The sequence below is a fragment of the Pseudomonas sp. PONIH3 genome, from assembly GCF_002934345.1.
In the GTDB taxonomy this organism is placed as follows: domain Bacteria; phylum Pseudomonadota; class Gammaproteobacteria; order Pseudomonadales; family Pseudomonadaceae; genus Aquipseudomonas; species Aquipseudomonas soli.
Map to the genome: position 1 here is coordinate 2,704,483 of NZ_CP026386.1, position 19,848 is coordinate 2,724,330.

General features: G+C 65.6%; 24 protein-coding genes. 12 read left to right on the forward strand and 12 right to left on the reverse strand.

Features of this window, described 5'->3' with window-relative positions:
* The first annotated feature begins 35 nt into the window (after positions 1-35).
* Positions 36-1,247 (forward strand): glycosyltransferase family 1 protein, encoded by a 1,212-nt coding sequence (locus C3F42_RS12490; protein ID WP_104444506.1) that lies wholly within the window; start codon positions 36-38, stop codon positions 1,245-1,247.
* Here the strand turns inward: C3F42_RS12490 and C3F42_RS12495 are convergent.
* On the reverse strand, positions 1,216-2,319 hold the full coding sequence (locus tag C3F42_RS12495; protein WP_023630675.1) for an NADH:flavin oxidoreductase: 1,104 nt from the start codon (positions 2,317-2,319) through the stop codon (positions 1,216-1,218). The genes C3F42_RS12490 and C3F42_RS12495 overlap by 32 nt on opposite strands.
* Before the next feature lie 251 nt (positions 2,320-2,570).
* Here C3F42_RS12495 and C3F42_RS12500 point away from each other — a divergent pair, with 251 nt between their 5' ends.
* Positions 2,571-2,918, forward strand: coding sequence for an HPF/RaiA family ribosome-associated protein (locus C3F42_RS12500; RefSeq protein WP_104444507.1), 348 nt, complete (start codon positions 2,571-2,573; stop codon positions 2,916-2,918).
* Positions 2,919-3,047: 129 nt separating this feature from the next.
* Positions 3,048-3,347 carry a DUF3509 domain-containing protein gene (locus C3F42_RS12505; protein WP_094010268.1) on the forward strand — a complete coding sequence of 100 codons (300 nt, stop codon included), beginning with the start codon at positions 3,048-3,050 and terminating at the stop codon, positions 3,345-3,347.
* Between the two features lie 3 nt (positions 3,348-3,350).
* On the opposite strand, the gene C3F42_RS12510 is transcribed toward C3F42_RS12505, so the two are convergent.
* On the reverse strand, positions 3,351-3,821 hold the full coding sequence (locus C3F42_RS12510) for a phosphate-starvation-inducible protein PsiE (protein WP_031315617.1): 471 nt from the start codon (positions 3,819-3,821) through the stop codon (positions 3,351-3,353).
* Positions 3,822-4,039: 218 nt separating this feature from the next.
* Between C3F42_RS12510 and C3F42_RS12515 the strand changes: the two genes are divergently transcribed.
* Positions 4,040-4,303 (forward strand): YebG family protein, encoded by a 264-nt coding sequence (locus C3F42_RS12515; protein ID WP_023631474.1) that lies wholly within the window; start codon positions 4,040-4,042, stop codon positions 4,301-4,303.
* Positions 4,304-4,381: 78 nt separating this feature from the next.
* Here C3F42_RS12515 and C3F42_RS12520 read toward each other — a convergent pair whose 3' ends face one another.
* Positions 4,382-5,401: a Glu/Leu/Phe/Val dehydrogenase dimerization domain-containing protein gene (locus C3F42_RS12520; RefSeq protein WP_104444508.1), complete on the reverse strand. Its 1,020-nt coding sequence runs from the start codon at positions 5,399-5,401 to the stop codon at positions 4,382-4,384.
* Between the two features lie 123 nt (positions 5,402-5,524).
* Between C3F42_RS12520 and C3F42_RS12525 the strand changes: the two genes are divergently transcribed.
* Entirely contained in the window at positions 5,525-6,331 is an 807-nt protein-coding gene (locus tag C3F42_RS12525; protein ID WP_094010270.1) for a SirB1 family protein, read from the forward strand.
* Here the strand turns inward: C3F42_RS12525 and C3F42_RS12530 are convergent.
* Genes C3F42_RS12530 through hmgA form a run of 4 tightly spaced genes read right to left on the reverse strand, consistent with a single transcriptional unit; the run spans position 6,320 to position 10,961 of the window.
* Entirely contained in the window at positions 6,320-7,669 is a 1,350-nt protein-coding gene (locus C3F42_RS12530) for an aromatic acid/H+ symport family MFS transporter (protein ID WP_038707371.1), read from the reverse strand. The two genes, C3F42_RS12525 and C3F42_RS12530, sit on opposite strands and share 12 nt — an antisense overlap.
* A gap of 51 nt (positions 7,670-7,720) precedes the next feature.
* The gene (maiA, locus tag C3F42_RS12535) at positions 7,721-8,350 is read right to left on the reverse strand and encodes a maleylacetoacetate isomerase (protein WP_094010271.1); all 630 of its coding nucleotides are present in this window, start codon (positions 8,348-8,350) and stop codon (positions 7,721-7,723) included.
* Positions 8,351-8,363: 13 nt separating this feature from the next.
* The gene (fahA, locus tag C3F42_RS12540) at positions 8,364-9,656 is read right to left on the reverse strand and encodes a fumarylacetoacetase (RefSeq protein WP_104444509.1); all 1,293 of its coding nucleotides are present in this window, start codon (positions 9,654-9,656) and stop codon (positions 8,364-8,366) included.
* A 3-nt stretch (positions 9,657-9,659) separates the two neighbouring features.
* On the reverse strand, positions 9,660-10,961 hold the full coding sequence (gene hmgA, locus C3F42_RS12545) for a homogentisate 1,2-dioxygenase (protein WP_094010272.1): 1,302 nt from the start codon (positions 10,959-10,961) through the stop codon (positions 9,660-9,662).
* A gap of 190 nt (positions 10,962-11,151) precedes the next feature.
* Here hmgA and C3F42_RS12550 point away from each other — a divergent pair, with 190 nt between their 5' ends.
* Positions 11,152-11,931 (forward strand): IclR family transcriptional regulator, encoded by a 780-nt coding sequence (locus tag C3F42_RS12550; protein WP_094010273.1) that lies wholly within the window; start codon positions 11,152-11,154, stop codon positions 11,929-11,931.
* A 287-nt stretch (positions 11,932-12,218) separates the two neighbouring features.
* On the opposite strand, the gene C3F42_RS12555 is transcribed toward C3F42_RS12550, so the two are convergent.
* The 4 genes from C3F42_RS12555 to C3F42_RS12570 all read right to left on the reverse strand — a co-directional run bounded on the left by C3F42_RS12555 (position 12,219) and on the right by C3F42_RS12570 (position 15,391).
* Complete coding sequence (locus tag C3F42_RS12555; protein WP_038707367.1) at positions 12,219-13,133, reverse strand: SDR family oxidoreductase; 915 nt, start codon at positions 13,131-13,133, stop codon at positions 12,219-12,221.
* Between the two features lie 116 nt (positions 13,134-13,249).
* The gene (locus C3F42_RS12560; protein WP_038707366.1) at positions 13,250-14,155 is read right to left on the reverse strand and encodes an alpha/beta fold hydrolase; all 906 of its coding nucleotides are present in this window, start codon (positions 14,153-14,155) and stop codon (positions 13,250-13,252) included.
* 173 nt (positions 14,156-14,328) lie between these two features.
* Positions 14,329-15,015: an LrgB family protein gene (locus C3F42_RS12565; RefSeq protein WP_094010275.1), complete on the reverse strand. Its 687-nt coding sequence runs from the start codon at positions 15,013-15,015 to the stop codon at positions 14,329-14,331.
* Positions 15,005-15,391, reverse strand: coding sequence for a CidA/LrgA family protein (locus tag C3F42_RS12570; protein ID WP_104444510.1), 387 nt, complete (start codon positions 15,389-15,391; stop codon positions 15,005-15,007). Before C3F42_RS12570 ends, C3F42_RS12565 begins: the two co-directional genes overlap by 11 nt.
* A 102-nt stretch (positions 15,392-15,493) precedes the next feature.
* On the opposite strand from C3F42_RS12570, the gene C3F42_RS12575 reads away from it, so the two are divergent.
* Entirely contained in the window at positions 15,494-16,381 is an 888-nt protein-coding gene (locus C3F42_RS12575; RefSeq protein WP_038707364.1) for a LysR family transcriptional regulator, read from the forward strand.
* Between the two features lie 37 nt (positions 16,382-16,418).
* Here C3F42_RS12575 and C3F42_RS12580 read toward each other — a convergent pair whose 3' ends face one another.
* Positions 16,419-16,874, reverse strand: a complete 456-nt coding sequence (locus C3F42_RS12580; protein ID WP_104444511.1) for a flavodoxin — start codon at positions 16,872-16,874, stop codon at positions 16,419-16,421.
* A gap of 185 nt (positions 16,875-17,059) precedes the next feature.
* On the opposite strand from C3F42_RS12580, the gene C3F42_RS12585 reads away from it, so the two are divergent.
* The 5 genes from C3F42_RS12585 (at position 17,060) to C3F42_RS12605 (ending at position 19,814) form a co-directional block, all read left to right on the forward strand.
* A complete protein-coding gene (locus tag C3F42_RS12585) occupies positions 17,060-17,683 on the forward strand; it encodes a PilZ domain-containing protein (protein ID WP_038707362.1) in 624 nt (207 codons plus the stop codon).
* A gap of 147 nt (positions 17,684-17,830) precedes the next feature.
* Positions 17,831-18,403 carry an antibiotic biosynthesis monooxygenase gene (locus tag C3F42_RS12590; protein ID WP_104444512.1) on the forward strand — a complete coding sequence of 191 codons (573 nt, stop codon included), beginning with the start codon at positions 17,831-17,833 and terminating at the stop codon, positions 18,401-18,403.
* Between the two features lie 76 nt (positions 18,404-18,479).
* The gene (gene folM / locus C3F42_RS12595) at positions 18,480-19,172 is read left to right on the forward strand and encodes a dihydromonapterin reductase (RefSeq protein WP_023630530.1); all 693 of its coding nucleotides are present in this window, start codon (positions 18,480-18,482) and stop codon (positions 19,170-19,172) included.
* 11 nt (positions 19,173-19,183) lie between these two features.
* The gene (locus tag C3F42_RS12600) at positions 19,184-19,480 is read left to right on the forward strand and encodes a DUF1244 domain-containing protein (RefSeq protein WP_023630529.1); all 297 of its coding nucleotides are present in this window, start codon (positions 19,184-19,186) and stop codon (positions 19,478-19,480) included.
* Complete coding sequence (locus C3F42_RS12605) at positions 19,473-19,814, forward strand: HopJ type III effector protein (RefSeq protein WP_023630528.1); 342 nt, start codon at positions 19,473-19,475, stop codon at positions 19,812-19,814. The genes C3F42_RS12600 and C3F42_RS12605 overlap by 8 nt, the downstream gene beginning before the upstream one ends.
* Positions 19,815-19,848 lie beyond the last annotated feature (34 nt).

A 19,848-nucleotide genomic window follows, 5' to 3' on the forward strand; every position in this document is an offset into this window, starting at 1 on the left:
TATGACCGCAATGGGGGCGTCGGACACTTTTTGCCATGAACACACCGTCCTTGCGCATCACCCTGGTCAGCGAAACCTTCCCACCCGAGATCAATGGCGTGGCCAACACCCTCGGCCGCCTCAGCGAGGGGCTGCGCCAGCGCGGGCATCAGGTCGAACTGATCCGCCCGCGACAGGCTGCCGACAGCGCATCGGGCAACGACGACGAACTGCTGCTGTGCCGCGGCTGGCCATTGCCCGGCTACCCCGGCCTGCAGTGGGGCGAAGTGTCGATGCACAAGCTTTGGCGCCGCTGGCGTCGGCAGCGTCCGGACGTGCTGTACATCGCCACCGAAGGTCCCTTGGGCCTGAGCGCCCTGCGCGCCGCCCGGCGCCTGGGCGTGGCGGTGGTCAGTGGCTTTCATACCAACTTTGCGCAGTATTCTGGGCAGTATGGCCTGGGGCTGCTGTCGCGGCTGCTGACCCACTACCTGCGCTGGTTCCATCGGCGTACCGCCATCACCCTGGTGCCCAGCATCAGCCAGCGCCTGGAACTGCAACGCCGCGGCTTCGAACGCCTTGGCCTGATGGCCCGCGGGGTCGATGCCGGCCTGTTCAACCCGGCAAGGCGCAGCCAGGCCCTGCGCGAGCAGTGGGGGCTGGCCGTGGATGACCTGGCTGTGCTGCACGTCGGGCGCCTGGCCGCGGAGAAGAACCTGGCCTTGCTGCGCCCCTGCATGGAAGCCCTGCGCAGGGCCTACCCGCACCGGCGGCTGCGCCTGGTGATCGTCGGCGATGGCCCACTGCGCGGCCAGCTCGAACAACAGCTGCCCGACGCGGTGTTCTGCGGTGCGCAGCGCGGCGAGGTGCTGGCCGAGCACTATGCCAGCGGCGACCTGTTCCTGTTCCCGAGCCTGACCGAGACCTTTGGCAACGTGGTGCTCGAGGCGCTCGCCTCGGGTCTTGCCGTGGTCGCCTACGATGAAGCCGCGGCCGCCCAGCACATCCGTCACGGCCACAGCGGCGCACTGGCCATGCCGGGTGATCAGGCGGCGTTCATCGACGCCGCCTGCTGGTTGCTGGAGGAAAGCGAAACCCTGCGCCGGGTGCGCCTCAATGCTCGCCAGCATGCCAGCCGCCAGGGCTGGCCGGCGATCATCGAGCAGTTCGAGGGTTACCTGTACGATGCCTGCCGCGGGTTGCAGGCTACCCGCGAACAGTCGCCGCCCCTGGTGATCAAGCCAGGGTCGTCAGCGCCTCACGGCTGAACGGCAGCACATCAGCCTCACGTCCCTCGCGAACCTTGCGCGCCCATTCGGCATCCACCAGCAAGGCGCGTCCCACGGCCACCAGGTCGAACTCCTGGTCCTGCAAGCGTTGCAGCAAGCCTTCGAGGCTGGCCGGCTTGGCCACCTTGTCGGTTGCGACCATGAACTGCAGGAACTCGCCATCCAGGCCGACACTGCCCACGGTGATGGTCGGCTTGCCGGTGAGCTGGCGGGTCCAACCGGCCAGGTTCAGCTCGCTGCCCTCGAATTCCGGCTCCCAGAAGCGCCGGGTAGAGCAGTGGAAGATATCCACACCCGCTTCGCACAAGGGGCTGAGGAATGCCGCCAGTGCCTCCGGGGTCTGTACCAGGCGTGCGTTGTAGTCCTGCTGCTTCCACTGCGAAAAGCGCAGGATGATTGGGAAGTCCGGGCCGACGGCTGCGCGCACGGCCTGGATAAGCTCGATGGCGAAACGCGAGCGTCCGGCCAGGTCACCGCCGTATTCGTCGTCGCGACGGTTGCTGGCCTCCCAAAAGAACTGGTCGATCAGGTAACCGTGGGCGCCGTGGATTTCCACACCGTCCATGCCGATGGCCTGGGCATCTCGCGCGGCCTGGGCGAAGGCGGCGATCACCTCGCGAATGTCGTCGTGGCTCATCTCCTGGACCAGTACCTGGCCATCCTTCTCCTTGCCGCTCGGGCCATAACCCGGCACGTCGGCATCCGGCTCGGTGCCCAGTCGGCGCACACTGCCCACGTGCCACAATTGCGGCACGATGCGCCCGCCTTCGGCATGGACCGCGTCGACCACACGCTTCCAACCGGCCAGGGCATCTTCGCCATGGAAGCGCGGCACATTGGGGTAGCCATTGGCGGCCTTGTGCCCGACCGTGGTGCCCTCGGTGATGATCAACCCGACACCGGCGGCGGCGCGGCGACGGTAATAGTCGACCACTGCGTCATGGGGTACGCCACCGGGGCAGAAGGTACGGGTCATCGGTGCCATGACCACACGGGTCGGCAGATCGAGGGTGCCGAGGGTAAAGGGCTGGAACAGAGGGTTGCTGGACATGCGGCGCTCCCGACGGGTGAGGAAATGCGCCTGAGCTTAGGGGTCGCCTGGCGGATGGCCCAGCATTATTGATTGCAGTGATCGGCCGTCATCGTTGTGAGCGGAGCGAATTGCAACAGGAAATTTATTTTCAGAAAGGGCTTGAATTCGTCCGGCGCTTGCCTGACTTTAGAGTCAAGAGGCGCAGGAAAACCAACGCCCTCAGTGGCCTAGGCGCGCCTCTCGCGAGCAAGCTGAATAAGGATTGAATCATGCAAATCCAGGTCAACAGCAGCAACCATATCGAAGGCAACATCCGTCTCGACCAATGGGTCCGCAGTACCCTGCAAAGCAGCCTCGAACGTTACGAGGACGACCTCACCCGCATTGAAGTCCACCTGCATGACGAAAACGGCGCCAAGCCCGGTCCCCACGACAAACGCTGCCAGATGGAGGCTCGCCCGAAGGGTCACCAGCCGATTTCCGTGACCCACACCGCCACTTCGCTGGAACATGCCGTCGATGGCGCCGCCAGCAAACTGAATCACGCCCTGGAACACTTCTACGGCAAGTTGCGCAGCAAGCGCGGCGCCCTGGAACTGAGTGACCCAGACGCCTGACCGGCAACGGGTCAGACAAGAACGCCCGGCCTTGCGCCGGGCGTTTTCGTTGTTCGCCGATCAGCGGGCCTGAACCAACCTTGGCCGAGCCCGGTCAACTTCTGCAATCATTCACTGCAGACCCCGACCATGAACAATCCCTTTGATCAGATCAGCGCCGCCTTCGCCCCGGAGTACCGGGTCAACCTGAGCATCGAGCGCCTGGACGGCAGCATCATGCTGACCCTCTCCGACGACAGTGGCGTGGTTGCCAAGCGCCTGATCAGCCAGGCCCAGCGCAACGACCCGGTACGCCTGCAGCGGGTCATCGACAGCATCCGCCTGGGCCTGGCCATCGAGCTGGGGCAGAACCCGCTGGAAGTGCTTGCCGCGCTGACCCGCCCCGCGCACGGCGAGCGCCGCTTCCCTGCCGCCGGCCTGGCCAACTGAGGGCTATTTGCCCTCGTCCACTTCCTTGCCACTGGCATCCAGCGCCTTGGTCGACGGGTAGCGGTACGAGGCGTAGCGCACCACCAGGATGGCGAAGGCCAGCAGCAGGATGCCACCGCACACGTACAGCAGCCCGACATCCGGCGCCTTGTGGTGCGAGACGTCGCCGATCAGCAGGCGCGTGAGCGCGGTGATCGCCACGTAGAGCAGGAAGCGGATCGGCATGTGGTTGGTCTTGAAGTAGATCCCCACCATCGCCCCCAGCTCCAGGTAGATGAACAGCAGCAGGATGTCATCGACGCTCACCCCGCCCTTGCCCAGCATGTCCAGGAAGGTCACCACCGCCGCATAGGCGGTGATCGCGCCTATACCGAACAGCGCCAGGTAGTGGAAGGCCTCCACACACAGGTTGCCCAGCGAGTCGGCGGAGCCGTGCAGGCCCTTGCGCAGCTTTTCTGCCCATTTGATGTTCACGATGTTCGATTCCTGATACTGAAGGTCTGGTGCCATGCAGTTAAAGGGCCATGGCTCCTGTCTTGGAAGGCGGTCGATTGCCGCAGGGCACCTGTGGGCTACGCTGATTTTCAGTTTGCCTGGCCATCATTGCAGTTGCAGGGTGATGGCCTGGCGATGTACTGTATAAAAATACAGTTGTCCGCAACCCAATCAGCAAAAAGGCACAGAGGTGATGAATGGCCGTCGAAGTGGTGTACCGCAGCAGCCGCGACCCGGAGCGCTTGTTCATGGATAAGGCCGAAGCAGACCGTCACGACAAGATGCTCGAGCTGGCCGAACGCCTGGCCGAGGTACTGCACAAGGCGGTGCCTTCGATGAGCGAGCAGCAGGTAGAGGAAGCCGGCATCTACATGGCCAAGAACCGCGATGTGTTCGCCCGGGCATTCAAGAGCCAGCCCGATGCGCTGGCGGAGCTGCTTGAAGGCGGCGCGGTAGAATGACGCCATCGCGGGGCAAGCCCGCAAGGCCCGCATCCATGGAAAATCTCGTGGGAGCGGGCTTGCCCCGCGAAATGGCTTTCAGCCGTACAGCAATCTTTCCGCCAGCATCTGCGCCACCCGTGCCGGAGAACGCTTCTCCGCCTGGGCATGGGCGAACACTTCGGTCAGCCGCGACGGTATCCGCGCCAGGTGTGCGGTAATGGTCCCCAGCCCTTCGCCCCGATGGGTAAGCGCCACATAGATCAACCCACCGGCATTGATCACATAATCCGGCGCATACAGGATGCCCCGGCTCTCCAACTGGTCGGCCACCTGCAGCGTGGTCAACTGGTTGTTCGCCGACCCCGCCACTGCCGCGCAACGCAGTTGCATCACGCTCTGCCCGTTCAACACCGGCCCGACGCCACACGGCGCAAAGATGTCGCACGGCGTGCTGAGCAAGGCCTCATGGGCCACCGGGTGGGCATTTAGCTGCTCCACGGCCAGCCGCACCTTGCCTGCATCCAGGTCGCTGACCAGCAATTCGGCACCCGCCGCATGGAGTTGCTCGGCCAGCGCATAGCCGACGTTGCCCAACCCTTGCACCGCCACTCGCAGCCCCTCCAGGTTGTCACTGCCAAGCCTTGCCATCGAGGTGGCGCGGATGCCGGCGAACACGCCCAGCGCCGCATGGGGCGAAGGATCGCCCGAGGCGGTGGTACTGGTGACGTAGGGGGTGGCCTGGGCAATGCAGTCCATGTCGAGGGTCGAGGTGCCGCTGTCCACGGCGGTGATGAAACGCCCCTGAAGCGTGTCGACGAAGCGCCCGAACGCTTCGAACAACGCTGCACGGTTTTCCACATGCGGATTGCGCACGATCACCGCCTTGCCGCCGCCCATCGGCAGGCCAGCCAAGGCCGCCTTGAAGCTCATGCCCTGGGCCAGGCGGATGGCATCGGTCATGGCGCTCTCGTCGTCGGCATAGGGCAAGTAGCGACAGCCGCCCATGGCCGGGCCGAGTTGTTCGCTGTGAATCGCCACCACGGCCTTCAAACCCGTGGGCGGGTCGATGAACAGGTGCAGTGACTGGGTGCGGGTGCTTTGCATGAGCGCGAACATCGACGGGCTCCCCCGAGAGGTGCTCCTACCAGTATAAACAGGTCAAGGCCGCACACCGCGCGGGCGGACCACTGGACGAAAAGCCGCGCCAGGGCTACAAGTTAAGCGTGATGGAGAAGCCCCATGAACCCACGCCAAGCCTGCCTGGCCTGCCTGGAACGCGAGCCGGTCGCCCTGCTGGAAGCCTCGCTGTGGATCGCTGCCGAGCATGACCGCACTGTCGAGCCCGCGGCCAGCCTGGCCAGGCTGCACGAGCTGCAACGCGAAGTCAGCACCAGCCTGCCGATGCTGCCGGTCAACGAACTGGCCCAGCCTTTGCTGCGTCAGCTCAACGCACTGGGCTACCAGCAGGACGAGTACCACCCGTTGCGTCCACACGTGGCCTTGATGGACAAAGTGCTGCAACGCCGGCGTGGCCAACCTCTGCTGCTGGCGATCCTTGCTCTGGAGCTGGCCCGCCGCCTGTCGATTCCCCTGGAGGGCGTGAACTTTCCCGGCCACTTCCTGCTGCGCGTGCCCGGTGCCGACCACCTGCTCGACCCTTGCGGCGGCCGGCGCCTGTACCCCAACGACTGCCGCGAGCTGCTCGCCCGCCAGTTCGGCCCACAGCTGCCGCTGACCGCCGAGCACCTGCGCAGCGCCTCGCCGATGCAGATGCTCCAGCGCCTGTCGCGCAACCTTCGCCAGTTGCATATCAGCAACGACAACGACCTCGCGGCGCTTATCGACGCCGAGCGGGTCATGCAACTGGGCCCGGTGCAGGTCGGCGACTACCTGGCGCGGGCCACGTTGTACCAACACCTGGACTGCCCCCAGGCAGAGCGCTTCGACCTGGAGCACGCACTGCTGCTGACCGACGACCCGGTGCAGCGCCTGAAACTCACGGAACGCCTTGGCCAGTTGCCCAACGGCAGACGCTCAATCCACTAAAGCCTCGCCCTTCACCGTCGCTTCGCGCTGCTGCGGTGCGCGTACCCGGCTGATCAGCAGCGCGCCGAGCAGCGCCGGCACGGCGCAGAAGAAGAAGATCTGCTCCACAGGCATGTGCAAGGTCAGCAGCAGACTGCCAAGCAAAGGTCCGAGGATCGAGCCGAAGCGCCCGACACCCAAGGCCCAGCCGGTACCGGTGGCGCGCACCTGGGCCGGGTAGAAGTTGCTGACGAAGGCATTGAGCGTCAACTGCCCGCCAATGATGCAGAACCCGGCGGCGAACACACTGGGCACCAGCCAGCGCGGATCATCATGGTTAATGCCGACCAGCACGCTGAACAGCGCTGCCCCCAAAAGCACGCCCGCCAACAAATGGGCCTTGTTGGCCATGCGGTCGGCGCACCAGGCCAGGCACACCGCGCCGAAGGTGCCGGCGAACAGGAACAGCGAAGTCACCAGGTTGGCCTGGTTCAGCGCCAGCCCGCTTTCCTGCAGCAGCGACGGCAGCCAGCTGATCATGAAGTACAACAGGATCAGGCTGACAAAGAAGGTGCTCCACAGCAGCAGCGTGGGCCGGGCGAACCCCTCGCGAAACAGCGCCACCACGGTGAGCTTGCTGTCCGCCGGCTCGTCGGTGGCGATGCGCGCCGCCGGTACCTGCCAGCCCGGCAGCAGGCGAGCGGTGACCCGCTGCAACCGTGCATAGGGCGGGGCGTCGCGCAGCAGGCGCGGCAGTGACTCGGGCAGGAACAGCGCCAGGAACGGGAACAGCAGCAAGGGCGCCACGCCGCCGGCGAGGAACACCGCCTGCCAGCCGTAATGATCGATGAAGCCCGCGGCCACGAAGCCCCCCGCAGCGCCACCCAGCGAGAAACCGCAGGCCGCCAGGGTGACCATCAAGGTGCGCAGTCGGGGCGGCGCGTAGTCGGCCATCAGCGCCATGGCGCTGGGCATCGCGCCGCCCATGCCGATACCGCAGAGAAAGCGCGCCAGCATCAGGCTGTCGAGGGAAGTGGCGAACACCATCAGCAGAGTCAGGCTGGCGTACAGCAGCACGCAGCACAGCAGCACCCGGCGCACGCCGAAGCGGTCGGCCAGTGGCGTGACCGCCAGCGAACCGACCGTCAGCCCCAGCAGGTTGGCGCTGAACACCGGCCCGAAAGCGGCCTTTTCCAGGCCCCAGTCCTGGGCCAGCGCGGGGATCACATAGCCCAGCACCTGGGCGTCATAACCATCGGTGACCAACAGCAGGATCAACAGCAGCAGCAGGCGCCACTGGTAGGGTGACACCGGGCGCGCGTCTAGCGCCGCGCGAAAGCTGGCTATCTGGTTGTGCATCGCAAGGTCCCTGTCTTTTGTTGTTATGAGTGCAGGTGCGGGCGGTGGCGATCAGTCGGGCGTGTCGGGCTGCCTCGCCGGGTGGGCCTGCTGGAAGGCCGGGTGCTGCTCGGCCAGGGCGGCCACCCGGCGAATGCGCGGGTAACCACCAAGGTCGATGTTGAAACGTTCGGCCGCGTACAGCTGCGGGATCAGGTAGACGTCGGCCAGGCCCGGCGTCGCCCCGAAGCAGAAGCCGTCATCGCCGATCAGTTGCTCCACCGCCGCCAGCCCCTGGCTGATCCAGTGACCGATCCACTGGTTGACCTGGGCCTCGTCGTGCCCCAAATGACGCAGCTGGTTGAGCACGCTGACGTTGTGCAACGGGTGGATATCGCAACCGATGATCGCCGCCACGCCACGCACCCTGGCCCGGGCTTCGGGCTCACGGGGCAGCAGTGGCGTTTGCGGGAAGGCTTCCTCCAGGTATTCGATGATCGCCGGCGACTGCACCAGCAACTCGCCAGCGTCAGTACGCAGGGCCGGCACCCGCCCTTGCGGATTGAGCGCCAGGTAGTCCGTGCCGCGCTGCTCGCCCTTGAGCAGGTTCACAGGCTCGGCCTGGTATTCCAGGCCCTTGAGCGCCAGGGCGATGCGCACCCGATACGAAGATGTGGAGCGGTAGTAGCTGAACAGTTGCATCGCCCTGCCCTCCTCAGCCGGCCGCGACGATGGTGCCACGGCATTCGCCGAAGCCGATGCTGGCCACGCCATCGCGCACGCAACGGGCGCGCAGGATGATCTCGTCGCCGTCCTCGAGGAACTTGCGCACTTCGCCACTGGCCAGTTCCACCGGGTGCTTGCCGCCTTCGGTGATCTCCAGCAGGCTGCCGAACGAGCCTGGCGCCGCGCCCGACAGGGTGCCCGAGCCGAACAGGTCGCCCGGTTGCAGCTGGCAGCCGTTGACGCTGTGGTGGGCGACCATCTGTGCCACGGTCCAGTACATGCTGCGGGTGCTGCTCAAGGTGAGGCGATGCGCCGGCAGGTTCTGCTCGCGCATGCGTTCGGTCAGCAGCAGCACTTCCAGTTCGATGTCGAAGGCGCCGGCGGCTTGGTCGCGCTTGTCCAGCAGGTACGACAGCGGCTGCGGGTCACCCTCCGGACGGGCTGGTTGGGCGCAGCGGAACGGCTCCAGGGCTTCGGCGGTGACCACCCACGGCGACACCGTGGTGATGAAGCTCTTGGACAGGAACGGGCCCAGCGGCTGGTATTCCCAGGCCTGGATGTCGCGCGCCGACCAGTCGTTGAGCAGGCAGAAGCCGGCCACGTGTTCGGCGGCGTCACCGATCGGGATCGGCTGGCCCATGTCATTGCCCTGGCCAATCCAGATGCCCAGTTCCAGCTCGTAGTCCAGGCGCGCGCAAGGGCCGAAGCTCGGCTCGGTCTGGCCCACCGGCAGGGTCTGGCCCTTGGGGCGGCGTACGTCGGTGCCGGACGGGCGGATGGTCGAGGCGCGGCCGTGGTAGCCGATCGGCACATGCTTGTAGTTGGGCAGCAGCGGATTGTCCGGGCGGAACAGCTTGCCGACGTTCTTGGCGTGCTCGATGCCGACGTAGAAGTCGGTGTAGTCACCGATCTTCGCCGGCAGGTGCAGCTGGCATTCATCAGCCGGGTACAGCGCGGCCTTCAGGGCCGCCTGGTGCTCGCTGCCCTCGCCCAGCAGTGCCAGCAGGCGCTCGCGCAAGGCGACACGGGCCTCGCGGCCAAGGGCGAAGAAGTCATTCAGCGCACCACCGACGGTGGCTTCGACGGCAGCCTTGGCCGCCCCCTCGAACAACCCGGCGGCCAGCACGGCCTCGAGGTCGAGGATCGCGTCGCCGATGGCCACGCCGCAACGTGGCGCCTGCCCTGGGCGGCTGAAGATGCCCAAGGGCAGGTTCTGCAACGGGAAGTCGCGGTGCCCGTTGGCGTGCTCGACCCAGCTACGGGCAATGGCGGTGTGGTTCATCGGTTATCTCCGGTTCGGGTTGAAGGTGCTCGGCAAGGTGGCCCAGCAACTATCGTAGTCGGCCTGCAACTGCGGGCTTTCGAGGGCCTGGCGGCTCGGGCGCAGCACCTGGCTGGTCTCGAACATGAAGGCCATGGTGTTGTCGATCTTGTGCGGCGCCAGGTCCACCGAGATGGCCTTGTCGCAGGTCTCGGCGTCGGGGCCGTGGGCGCTCATCACCCCGTGCAGCGAAGCGCCGCCGGGCAGGAAGCCTTCGGCCTTGGCATCGTAGGCGCCCTGGATCAGGCCCATGAACTCGTTCATCAGGTTGCGGTGGAACCATGGTGGACGGAAGGTGTTCTCGGCCACCATCCAGCGCGGCGGGAAGATCACGAAGTCCATGTTGGCCATGCCATGCACGCTGGTAGGCGAGGTCAGCACGGTGAAGATCGACGGATCGGGGTGGTCGAAGCTGACCGTGCCGATGGTGTTGAAGCGGCGCAGGTCGTATTTGTACGGCACGTTGCTGCCGTGCCAGGCGACCACGTCCAGGGGCGAGTGCTGCAGCTCGCAGGCCCAATGTTCGCCGAGGAACTTCTGCACCAGCTGCATAGGGCCGGTGCTCTCTTCGTAATGGGCAACCGGGGCAAGGAAGTCACGCGGGTTGGCCAGGCCATTGCTGCCGATCGGGCCAAGGTCAGGGATGCGCAGCGGCGCGCCGTGGTTCTCGGCAATGTAGCCCCGGGCCTGGGCATCGAGCAGTTCGACCCGGAACTTCATGCCACGCGGGATCACCGCAATCTCCAGCGGCTCGACCTCAAGCACGCCCAGTTCGGTGGCGATGCGCAGGCGGCCTTGCTCGGGCACCAGCAGCAACTCGCCGTCGGCGTTGAAGAACACCCGCTCCATGGAACGGTTGGCGCGGTAGATGTAAATACTCACGCCGGCCGGTTTTTCCGATGCCGAGTTGGCCACCATTGGCAGCCAGCCGTCGATGAAGTCGGTCGGTTCGGACGGGATCGGTTGCGGGCTCCAACGCAGGCGGTTGGGATTGACGCCTCCCAACGGCCCGGTCAGCGGCTGGCGCTCCAGGCGCTCGAAGCGCGGGTGCAGGGCCGAGGGGCGAATGCGGTACAGCCAGGTACGGCGCAGTTCGCTGCGGGTCATGGTGAACGCGGTGCCCGACAGCAGCTCGGCGTACAGGCCATAGGGAGCCTTCTGCGGCGAGTTCTGCCCGACCGGCAGGGCGCCGGGCAGGGCTTCGCTGGCGAATTCGTTGCCGAAGCCGCTCAGGTACTGGAGTTCAGGGGATGTGTCGCGGGTCATCGGTGCCTCCGGGCTACAGGGAGCCGTTTCGGGCAGCTGGCTGCGGAGCCCGATCCTGAAACCGGCACCAAGGGCGGCAGCGCGTCTGCATTGTTTTTATCGTAATCAGATTACGAATAACGTAATTTGCCCGCGCGCAGGCGTCAAGCTATAAAGGCGCCACCCCATGAAATCTGCATAGAAGTCCCCCATGGCCAAAGCCAGCAGCACCGACAACGGCAAACAGAAGGTCCGCTCGGCGGAAGTCGGCACCGACATCCTCAAGGCCCTGGCCGAACTTTCCCCCTCTACCTCGCTGTCGCGCCTGGCCGAACATGTCGACATGCCGGCGAGCAAGGTGCACCGCTACCTGCAGGCGCTGATCGCCAGCGGCTTCGCCGAACAGGACCCGGCCACCAACCACTACGGGCTGGGGCGCGAGGCGTTGCGGGTGGGCATGGCGGCCCTGGGTAGCATCGATGTGCTGAAGGTGGCGGCGCTGCCACTGTCGCAATTGCGCGACGAGTTGAACGAAAGCTGCTTCATCGCCGTGTGGGGTAACCAGGGGGCGACCGTGGTGAGCATCGAGCCTGCGGTGCGGGCGGTGACGGTGGTGACCCAGATCGGCTCGGTGCTGCCGTTGCTCAGCTCCTCCACCGGACTGGTGTTCGCCGCGCACCTGCCCGAGCGCGAGACCGTGGAGCTGCGCGACCGGGAACTGGCAGCGCTCGGCCAGACGGCGGACGACTATGCCGCCTTGCTCGAACAGATCCGCCAGCGCGGCCTGCACCATGTGCACGGATTGCTCATGCCAGGGGTGGACGCGCTGTCCGCGCCGGTGTTCAACGCCATGGGCCAGGTCGCCGCAGTGATGACCGTGGTCGGCCCGACCTCGATCTTCCACGCCGACGAGCATGGCCCGGCCGCCCGGCGCCTGCTCGCCGCCACCCAGGCCACCAGCTGGCGAATGGGATACGGCGCGGATCAGTAAAAGGGCTTACAAAGCATTACGGACTTTTCCTGCGAGAGCGGCCTATAGTCCGCCTCGCACTTTTGCTCGAAACGTAAAGGTGAATGTCATAAGCGGGTATTTTTCCCACGGGATCATGCGCTTATTCTGATCTCACTGGCCGGCACGAAGGGCTCTCCCCCCTGCTTTTCGCGCCCGCCCAGGTTCACCGACGTTGATTTTGAAGCTCCTTGATCTAACGTCTCGATTGGCCGCTGCGATTGCAGCGGCCTTTTTTATTTCTGCAAGAATTGCAAGGTCGGCGCCAATCAACCCAACGGATACTTCTGCAGGTTCGCCATCATCTGCTGCAACGCCTGCAAGCTGTCCTGCGGGTGCTGCGCGCCTTCGAAATCACCGATCCGCGCCCAGTTGTCCGCCACCTGCTCGGGGGTGAACCCTTCACGCGGATCGAAGCCCACGCCCTGACTACGCTCCCAGCGCACCTTGCCCACCCAGCCGCCGCCCACCTCGAACAGCTCGCCGCTGTCCTGGCACTGCTCGCTGCCCAGATACACCACCAACGGGCTGATCAGCTCGGGCTGCAGACGCTCGAACACCTGCGGCGGGATCAGCCCCTCGGTCATGCGCGTGCCACCGGTCGGGGCGATGGCGTTGACCAGGATGCCGTGCTTGCGGCCCTCGATGGCCAAGGTCCGGGTCAGCCCGTAGAGGCCGAGCTTGGCCATGCCGTAGTTGGCCTGGCCGAAATTGCCGTAGATGCCCGAAGTGGACGAAGTGAAGATCACCCGCCCCCAGTTCTGCGCCCGCAGGTGCGGCCAGGCGGCGTGGGTGACCTTGTAGGCACCTTCGACATGCACGCGGTAGACCAGCTCCCAGTCGCCGTCTTCCATCTTGTGGAAGGTCTTGTCGCGCAGGATGCCGGCGTTGTTTACCAGCACATCGACCCGGCCGAAGGTATCCAGGGCCTGCTCGACGATGCGCGCGCCATCGGTGACCGAGTCATGGTTGGCGATCGCCGAACCGCCCGCGGCGCGGATCTCCTCCACCACGCGGTCGGCCGCCGAGGTGTTGGCGCCTTCACCATGTGTCGACCCACCCAGGTCGTTGACCACCACGTGAGCGCCGCGCGCGGCGAACAACAGCGCATGGGCCCGGCCCAGGCCACCGCCGGCCCCCGTGACGATCACCACTCGATCCTGCAGACGTACCGGCTCGCTCATGCTCAAGGCTCCTGGCAATGAAGGGATGCAACGCAGTCTCCGCCAGCCGCCTGGGCCGGGCAATCAAGCGCACCGTGGCGAATGCCGCTTTATAACGACCGGCGATGATCGCCCAGTCAGGACCAGGCAACCTTCAGTGGGATATAGCTCAGCGGCTGTTCACGAAACGCCAGGTAATGGCGCAGCACCTGCACCGGCGCCTCGGTGTGCGGATAATGGCCGATGCCCTGCAGCACCACGGTGTCCGGCTCCGGCACCAGTTCGCGGTAGCGCTCGACCATGTGCGCGCCGGACAAAGGATCGACCGCGCCATTGATGAAGCGCAGCGGCACGCCGGGGCGCTGCAGCGCGGCGACCCAGCGTTCGCGCTGGGCCCGGCGCTCCGGCAGGAAGCTGACCAGTTTATGCAGGATCCGTGGGCCACGGTTGGAAGCGATCAGGCTCCAGTAGTCATCCAGGGCGCTCTCGCTGGGATGAGTGCACGGGCCATAAACCTGGGTGACGTTGCGCACCAGGTCGTCGCGCCCGAACGAGCGCCCGACCAGCCAGCCCAGGCGGCTGAGCAGCAGCTTCTGGACCAGCAGCACCCGGCAGCTCTCGGGGAACAGCCCGCTGTTGAGGAATACGCAACTGGCCACCTGGAGCCGCTGTTCGTGATGTCGGGCCAGCAGCTCCTGGGCAACGCTGCCGCCGTAGTCGTGGGCCAGCAGGTGCACCGGCTGGTCGATATGCAGGTGCGCCAGCAAGGCCTGCTGCAGGTCGGCCTGCTCGAGCAGGCTGTAGTCGTGGTCCGCAGGCTTGGCCGAATCGCCGAAGCCAAGCATGTCGCAGGCCACCACGCGAAAACGCTGGGTAAGGGGTGCCCACAGGTAGTGCCAATCCCAGCTGGCCGTGGGGAAACCGTGAAGCAATAGCAGGGGCTCTCCTTGCCCTGCCGTCCAGTAGCGGATGCTCTGGCCCCGGAAAGTGAAACCCTGGCTCCGGGTGCGCCAGACGCACAATGGAATTTCGGCCAGTGGCATCACGGTCGTCCCGGTGGATAAGTGTCGGAAGAGGGCAAGGCTGCGTTCATTGCATGTCACCTCGGCACATACATGTGCTCTCTATGTCGAGGCTCAGTCTAGAGGCCTATACGAAGGTGATAAGTCGCCTTGGCAGCCAGCCTGATGACCGTGCGAGTCAGTGGCACGAACGGTCAGACCAGCATCACCAGCAACGGCGCGGCCAAGAGGTTGAGCAGCCCGGTCAGGACCATGACCAGGCCGGCCACCGAGCCTTCCTCGCGCCCGACTTCCTGGGCGCGGCTCACCCCCGCGCCATGGGCGCCGACACCGAACAGAGCGCCCCGTGCCAACGGTGTGCGCAAGGGCAGCCAACGCAGGAGAATGCCGCCGAACATCGCCCCGAGCACCCCGGTAAACATCACGAACACCGCTGTCAGCTCCGGCACGCCGCCCAGGTCCTGGGCCACGGGCATGGCGAACGGTGTGGTGATCGAGCGCGGCAGCAACGACAGGCTGACCGCATCGTCCAGCGCGAGCAGGTGCGCCAGCGCCCAGGAGCTGCCGATGGACGCTACGCTGCCGGCGAGCATGCCGACCAGCAGCGCCGGCCAGTGCCGCGCCAGCAGTGCCCGTTGTTGCCAGATCGGCACCGCGAACGCGACGGTGACCGGGCCGAGGACGCCCATCAGCCAATGCGTGTTGCGAGCGTACTCGGTGTAGGCGGTGTGCAGCGGCACGGCCACCGCCAGCAGCAAGGCCGGCACCAGGATCAGCGGCGACAGCAGGTAGCGTCCGCTGCGCCGGTACAGCCAGCGGCTGCCCAGGTAGGCGCCAAGGGTCAGGGCCAGCCAGAACAGCGGCATGGGTTCAAGGCTCATGGCGCAGCCTCCAACGGCACACCATCTCGACGGTGACCGCGGTGACCACCATCACCAGCAGGGTACTCAGCGCAATCACCAGCAGGATGCGCCAGCCCTCGCTGCGCAGCAGGCTGCCGTAGTCCAGCAGGCTCATCAGCGCGGGAATGAAGAACAGCAGCATCTCGGCCATCAGCCAGCCGGCAGCCAATTGCAACGTGGCCGGTTTGAGCAGGCCGGTGGCGAACAGTGCCAGCAGTAGCGCCAGGCCCATTACGCCACCAGGAATCGGCCAGCCAAGCCAGGCGGCCAGCTGGCCACCGATCAGGAACAGCGCCAGCAACACCATCAGCTCGGCGAGCAGGCGCAAGGTCTTTTTCAATAATGCAGGATTCATGGGCGGGAGTTCCTCGACAACGGGCCCATTGTAGAATTCCACCCCCTAGGCCAGAAGCGAATTGTTAGACTGGTAGCCATTCCAAAACGGAATTCGGCATACATGGAATTCAAACAGCTGCGCAGTTTCATCGAAGTCGTCCACAAAGGGGGCTTCACCCAGGCGGCGGGCACCCTGCACGTCAGCCAGTCGGCGGTGAGCAAGCAGGTCGCCCAGCTGGAACAGGACATCGGCCAGCCGCTGCTGGAACGCCAAGGCTCACAGCTGCTGCTGACTGCCGCCGGGCGCATCGTCCTGGAACGCGGTGAAGCGCTGTTGCGCCAGCGCCAGGAACTGCTGAGCGAACTGGACGACCTCAGCCAGATGGCCCGCGGCGAATTGCGCCTGGGCCTGCCGCTGCTGGGCAGTGATGCGCTGTTCGCCGGATTGTTCGCCGAGTACCGGCGGCGCCATCCGAATATCTCGATCCAACTGCTCGAAGGTGGCAGCCGCATGGTCGAGCAAGCCGTCAAGAGTGGCGAGCTGGAGTTGGGCGGTAGCCTCACCCCGAGCGACCCGGCGTTCGACTACCAGCCGTTCTGCAATGAGCCACTGGAGGCCTTGCTGCCCGCCGGCCATCCGCTGGCCGGGCAGGTCGACGTCGCCCTGGCACAGCTGGCCGACACGCCGTTTCTGCTGTACCAGCGCAGTTTCGTGCTCAACGATCGATTGCTCAGCGCCTGCCAGCAGGAAGGCTTCACGCCCAAGGAGGGTGGGCGTAGCGGCCAGGCAGACTTTCTTGCCGCATTGGTGGCGGCCGGGCAAGGCGTGGTGCTGCTGCCGGCGATCGTCGCACGGGCGCTGGAACGGCCCGGGGTGGTGCGCTTGCCGTTGCGGGCGCCGGAGTACCTGCGTTGGGATATCGCCTTCATCTGGCGGCGCGGGGCGTATCTGTCACGGGCGGCGCAGGCGTGGCTGGCATTGTTGCGTGAAGACTCAGCCATGCATTGAGGCGACCGGCCCTATCGCGGGGCCGGTCCAGGCAACATCAGCCTTTCAGCACAGCCGCAAACTCCGCCAGCCACGGCTCGGCATCGGCCTCGGGTGTCACGGTCTCACTGGCATCGAGTCGCAGCATCGGCAGCACTTCGTTCACCCCCAGCTCGGCAAACAACTCACGCATCTGCTCGCCACCGCCGCAGTAGGTATCGCCGTAGCTGGAGTCGCCCAGGCCGATCACCGCCCCTGGCAAGCCGCGCCAGGCCGTCGGCAGCACATCGCGGATCGTGCTGTACAGCGGCATCAGGCTGTCGGGCAGCTCGCCCATGCCGGTGGTCGAGGTCACCGCCAGCAACGCGTCGGGACCAAAGCCCTCGATGTCCTGCAGGGTGGCGCGGGCCGCGTGCCAGGCTTCAAGGCCGGCGGCCGTGAGCAACGACTCGGCGTGGCGGGCGACTTCGTCGGCGGTGCCGTACACCGAACCGGAAATAATGGCGACTTTCATCGGGTGAGGATTCCGAAACTGAGTGAAAACGTAGGATACTAGCACTCGACAGTGGCAAAAGGCCGCCCCCGCCTAAAGTCACTAGCTTGAGAATTATCCGACGAATGCCCGGAACGAAACGGACTAGCCACTGTCCACCGCCGTGAACAAAATCGCCGTTACCGATTGCCCCTTCGAGTCAGACCATGCAAGCAGACGCCCTACTCTCCCAGGACGAACTGGACTTCATCCAGGACATGCAGCATTCGCCCCAATTGAACCTGGCTGACCCCATGTCGAGCCTGCTGGTCAATGGCGACCGTCATCTCAAGGACCTGCTCACCCGCTTGGTGGCCAACGAGCAGGTGACGCTGCAAGCCAGCTTCAATAATCAGCAGCTGAGCTTCCCCCTGCAACTGGTCGAGGATGAGTTCCACGCCTTGCACCTGCAACTGGGCTCGCCGGACATCTACGAGGACGGCCCCATGCTGCGGCCATGGCGCCTTTCGCTGCAGCAGCCGACCGCGCTGCTGGACGATCACGGCCAGGCCAGCGACCTGTGGGTACGCGACATTTCCTTCAAGGGTGTGCTGCTGGAAGTGCGCGGTGGGGCTGAAGCCCCTGCGCAATTCAACCTGCGCTTCGCCGCCGAGGACATCCCGCCGATCGGCCTGCACGGCGCACTGCGCCGGCGCATCACCCCGCGCCTCGCCGCCTACGACCTGACCCACACTCCGGCCGAAGAGGTCGAGCGCCTGCGCGAATATATCCTCCAGGCCCACCGCAAGGCCCACCCCGAGCTGCACGCCCAGGCACCCAACACCTTCTGACGACCGTCCAGCCATTGAAACTGACCGGTCATGATTGATCGGCGATAATCCGTGCCCGATTCTTGCAAGCCCGCCTGCGCCGCCCATCACCCCGGGCCGCAAGCCAGGGGCCGGCTACCCGCCAGCCCCGTCGCCAGGAGATACACGATGTCTACCCCACCCGTCACCTTGATGGTGTCGCGCCGCGCCGCCTGCGGCCGCTACCAGGACCTGCTGGCCTGGCTGCACGAAGGCGAACAACTGGCCAACGACTTTCCCGGCTACCTGGGCTCGGGCATCCTCGCCCCGCCGAGCGAGGGCGACGAATTCCAGATCATCTTCCGCTTCGCCAGCGAACAGACCATGCACGCCTGGGAGCATTCCGCCTCGCGCAGGGCCTGGCTGGAACGCGGCAACGGCCTGTTCGAGCGCCCCAAAGAGAGGCGCGTGAGCGGTATCGACGACTGGTTCGGCACCAATACAGTGCAAAAACCACCGCGCTGGAAGCAGGCAACGGCCATCTGGCTGGCGTTCTTTCCGGTTTCGCTACTGTTCAACCTGCTGTTCGGCCACTGGCTGGCGCCACTCGACCTGCTGCCTCGAGTGCTGCTCAGTACCCTGGCCCTGACGCCATTGATGGTGTACCTGTTCATCCCTCTGTCCACCCGGTTGCTGGCCGGCTGGCTCAACGCCACGCCACGCGCCGCCACCGAGCGTTCCCAGGGGCTGCGCAGCCGCTGAGGCACGGGCTCGCAAGGCCGTGCAGTTCGGGTATGCTGGGGCATCACGCACGGACAGACGAACAGACCGCCCGAACATGAACAGCCCAATCCTCATCACCGGCGCCAGCCAGCGCGTCGGCCTGGCCCTGGCCATGGAGCTAGCCCAGGCCGGCCATACGGTGGTCAGCGCCAGCCGCACCTTGCAGGGGCAGGCTGCCCACCCGAACATCCGGCAGTTCCAGGCCGACCTGACCCGCAGCGAAGACCGCCAGGCCCTGATCGAGTACCTGCAACGCGAGTACGACGGCCTGCGTGCGATCATCCATAACGCCTCGCTGTGGCTCGACGATGGCCTGGACAACCTCGACACCATGTTCCGCCTGCACGTCGAGGCGCCCTACCACCTCAACCTCGCCCTCGGCGAGCTGCTGGACAAGGTGGACAAAGCCGACATCATCCACATCTGCGACGAGACCTCCTCGCGCGGCAGCAAGAGCCACATCGGCTATGCCGCGACGAAGGCCGCGCTGCAGAACATGGTGCTGTCGTTCGCCGAAAAATACGCGCCCAAGGTGCGGGTCAACGGTATCCTGCCTGGCCTGCTGATCCTCAAGGAAGGCGGCGACGAGCAGTACCGCGAGCAGACGCTGAAAAAGGCCCTGCTCGAATTCGAACCCGGCGCCCGCCCGTTGATCGACGCCGTGCTGTTCCTGCTGCAAAGCCAGTACAGCACCGGCAGCCAGGTGGTCATCAACGGTGGCCGCCATCTGAAGAACCGCATGACCTGAAGAGATCGCCCATGACCCCGCAACAACAGCTCGAACTCGAAGCCGCCGCGTTCCGGCGCCTGGTCGACCACCTGCAAAAACGTACCGACGTGCAGAACATCGACCTGATGAACCTTTCCGGCTTCTGCCGCAACTGCCTGTCCAAGTGGCTCAAGGCCGCCGCCGATGATCGCCAGATCGAGCTGAGCCTGGACGATGCCCGCGAGCAGGTGTACGGCATGCCCTATGCCGATTGGAAAGCCCAATACCAGAACGAAGCCAGCGCCGAGCAGAAAGCGGCGTTCGAACAAGGAAAACCGCGTGACTGACCTGAATACCCTGCGCAGCAGCCTCGCCAGCGGCGAACACGTTTTTGCCGACACCCTGGCCTTCATCGCCGCGAACTACAGCTACCAGCCCCAGGCCTTCGACAATGGCGACGTGCACAACGCCGCCGGGCAGAACGAAGGTTCGTGCAAGACCCTGGGCCTGGCGCTGCTCGAAGGGTTGAGCGACCAGGAGGCACTGCTGGCCTTCGGTGAGCACTACCGCAGCGTGGTCGCCACGCCCGAGGGCAGCGACCATGGCAATATCCGTGCGCTGATCAAGCATGGGCTGGCCGGGGTGAAGTTCACAACCCAGCCACTTGCGCGCCTGGGCTGATAGCAGATGGGGCCGCTGTGCGGCCCCAACCGGA

Bases quoted from the DNA above. Each gene is read 5' to 3' on its own strand.
- C3F42_RS12495 (WP_023630675.1), bottom strand. From the start codon at position 2,319: ATGTCCAGCAACCCTCTGTTCCAGCCCTTTACCCTCGGCACCCTCGAT.
- C3F42_RS12585 (WP_038707362.1), top strand. From the start codon at position 17,060: ATGCAAGCAGACGCCCTACTCTCCCAGGACGAACTGGACTTCATCCAG.
- C3F42_RS12515 (WP_023631474.1), top strand. From the start codon at position 4,040: ATGGCCGTCGAAGTGGTGTACCGCAGCAGCCGCGACCCGGAGCGCTTG.
- C3F42_RS12570 (WP_104444510.1), bottom strand. From the start codon at position 15,391: ATGAATCCTGCATTATTGAAAAAGACCTTGCGCCTGCTCGCCGAGCTG.
- C3F42_RS12600 (WP_023630529.1), top strand. From the start codon at position 19,184: ATGACCCCGCAACAACAGCTCGAACTCGAAGCCGCCGCGTTCCGGCGC.
- C3F42_RS12490 (WP_104444506.1), top strand. From the start codon at position 36: ATGAACACACCGTCCTTGCGCATCACCCTGGTCAGCGAAACCTTCCCA.
- C3F42_RS12565 (WP_094010275.1), bottom strand. From the start codon at position 15,015: ATGAGCCTTGAACCCATGCCGCTGTTCTGGCTGGCCCTGACCCTTGGC.
- folM (WP_023630530.1), top strand. From the start codon at position 18,480: ATGAACAGCCCAATCCTCATCACCGGCGCCAGCCAGCGCGTCGGCCTG.
- C3F42_RS12525 (WP_094010270.1), top strand. From the start codon at position 5,525: ATGAACCCACGCCAAGCCTGCCTGGCCTGCCTGGAACGCGAGCCGGTC.
- C3F42_RS12505 (WP_094010268.1), top strand. From the start codon at position 3,048: ATGAACAATCCCTTTGATCAGATCAGCGCCGCCTTCGCCCCGGAGTAC.
- fahA (WP_104444509.1), bottom strand. From the start codon at position 9,656: ATGAACCACACCGCCATTGCCCGTAGCTGGGTCGAGCACGCCAACGGG.
- C3F42_RS12530 (WP_038707371.1), bottom strand. From the start codon at position 7,669: ATGCACAACCAGATAGCCAGCTTTCGCGCGGCGCTAGACGCGCGCCCG.
- hmgA (WP_094010272.1), bottom strand. From the start codon at position 10,961: ATGACCCGCGACACATCCCCTGAACTCCAGTACCTGAGCGGCTTCGGC.
- C3F42_RS12560 (WP_038707366.1), bottom strand. From the start codon at position 14,155: ATGCCACTGGCCGAAATTCCATTGTGCGTCTGGCGCACCCGGAGCCAG.
- C3F42_RS12500 (WP_104444507.1), top strand. From the start codon at position 2,571: ATGCAAATCCAGGTCAACAGCAGCAACCATATCGAAGGCAACATCCGT.
- C3F42_RS12575 (WP_038707364.1), top strand. From the start codon at position 15,494: ATGGAATTCAAACAGCTGCGCAGTTTCATCGAAGTCGTCCACAAAGGG.
- C3F42_RS12520 (WP_104444508.1), bottom strand. From the start codon at position 5,401: ATGTTCGCGCTCATGCAAAGCACCCGCACCCAGTCACTGCACCTGTTC.
- C3F42_RS12550 (WP_094010273.1), top strand. From the start codon at position 11,152: ATGGCCAAAGCCAGCAGCACCGACAACGGCAAACAGAAGGTCCGCTCG.
- C3F42_RS12580 (WP_104444511.1), bottom strand. From the start codon at position 16,874: ATGAAAGTCGCCATTATTTCCGGTTCGGTGTACGGCACCGCCGACGAA.
- C3F42_RS12590 (WP_104444512.1), top strand. From the start codon at position 17,831: ATGTCTACCCCACCCGTCACCTTGATGGTGTCGCGCCGCGCCGCCTGC.
- C3F42_RS12555 (WP_038707367.1), bottom strand. From the start codon at position 13,133: ATGAGCGAGCCGGTACGTCTGCAGGATCGAGTGGTGATCGTCACGGGG.
- maiA (WP_094010271.1), bottom strand. From the start codon at position 8,350: ATGCAACTGTTCAGCTACTACCGCTCCACATCTTCGTATCGGGTGCGC.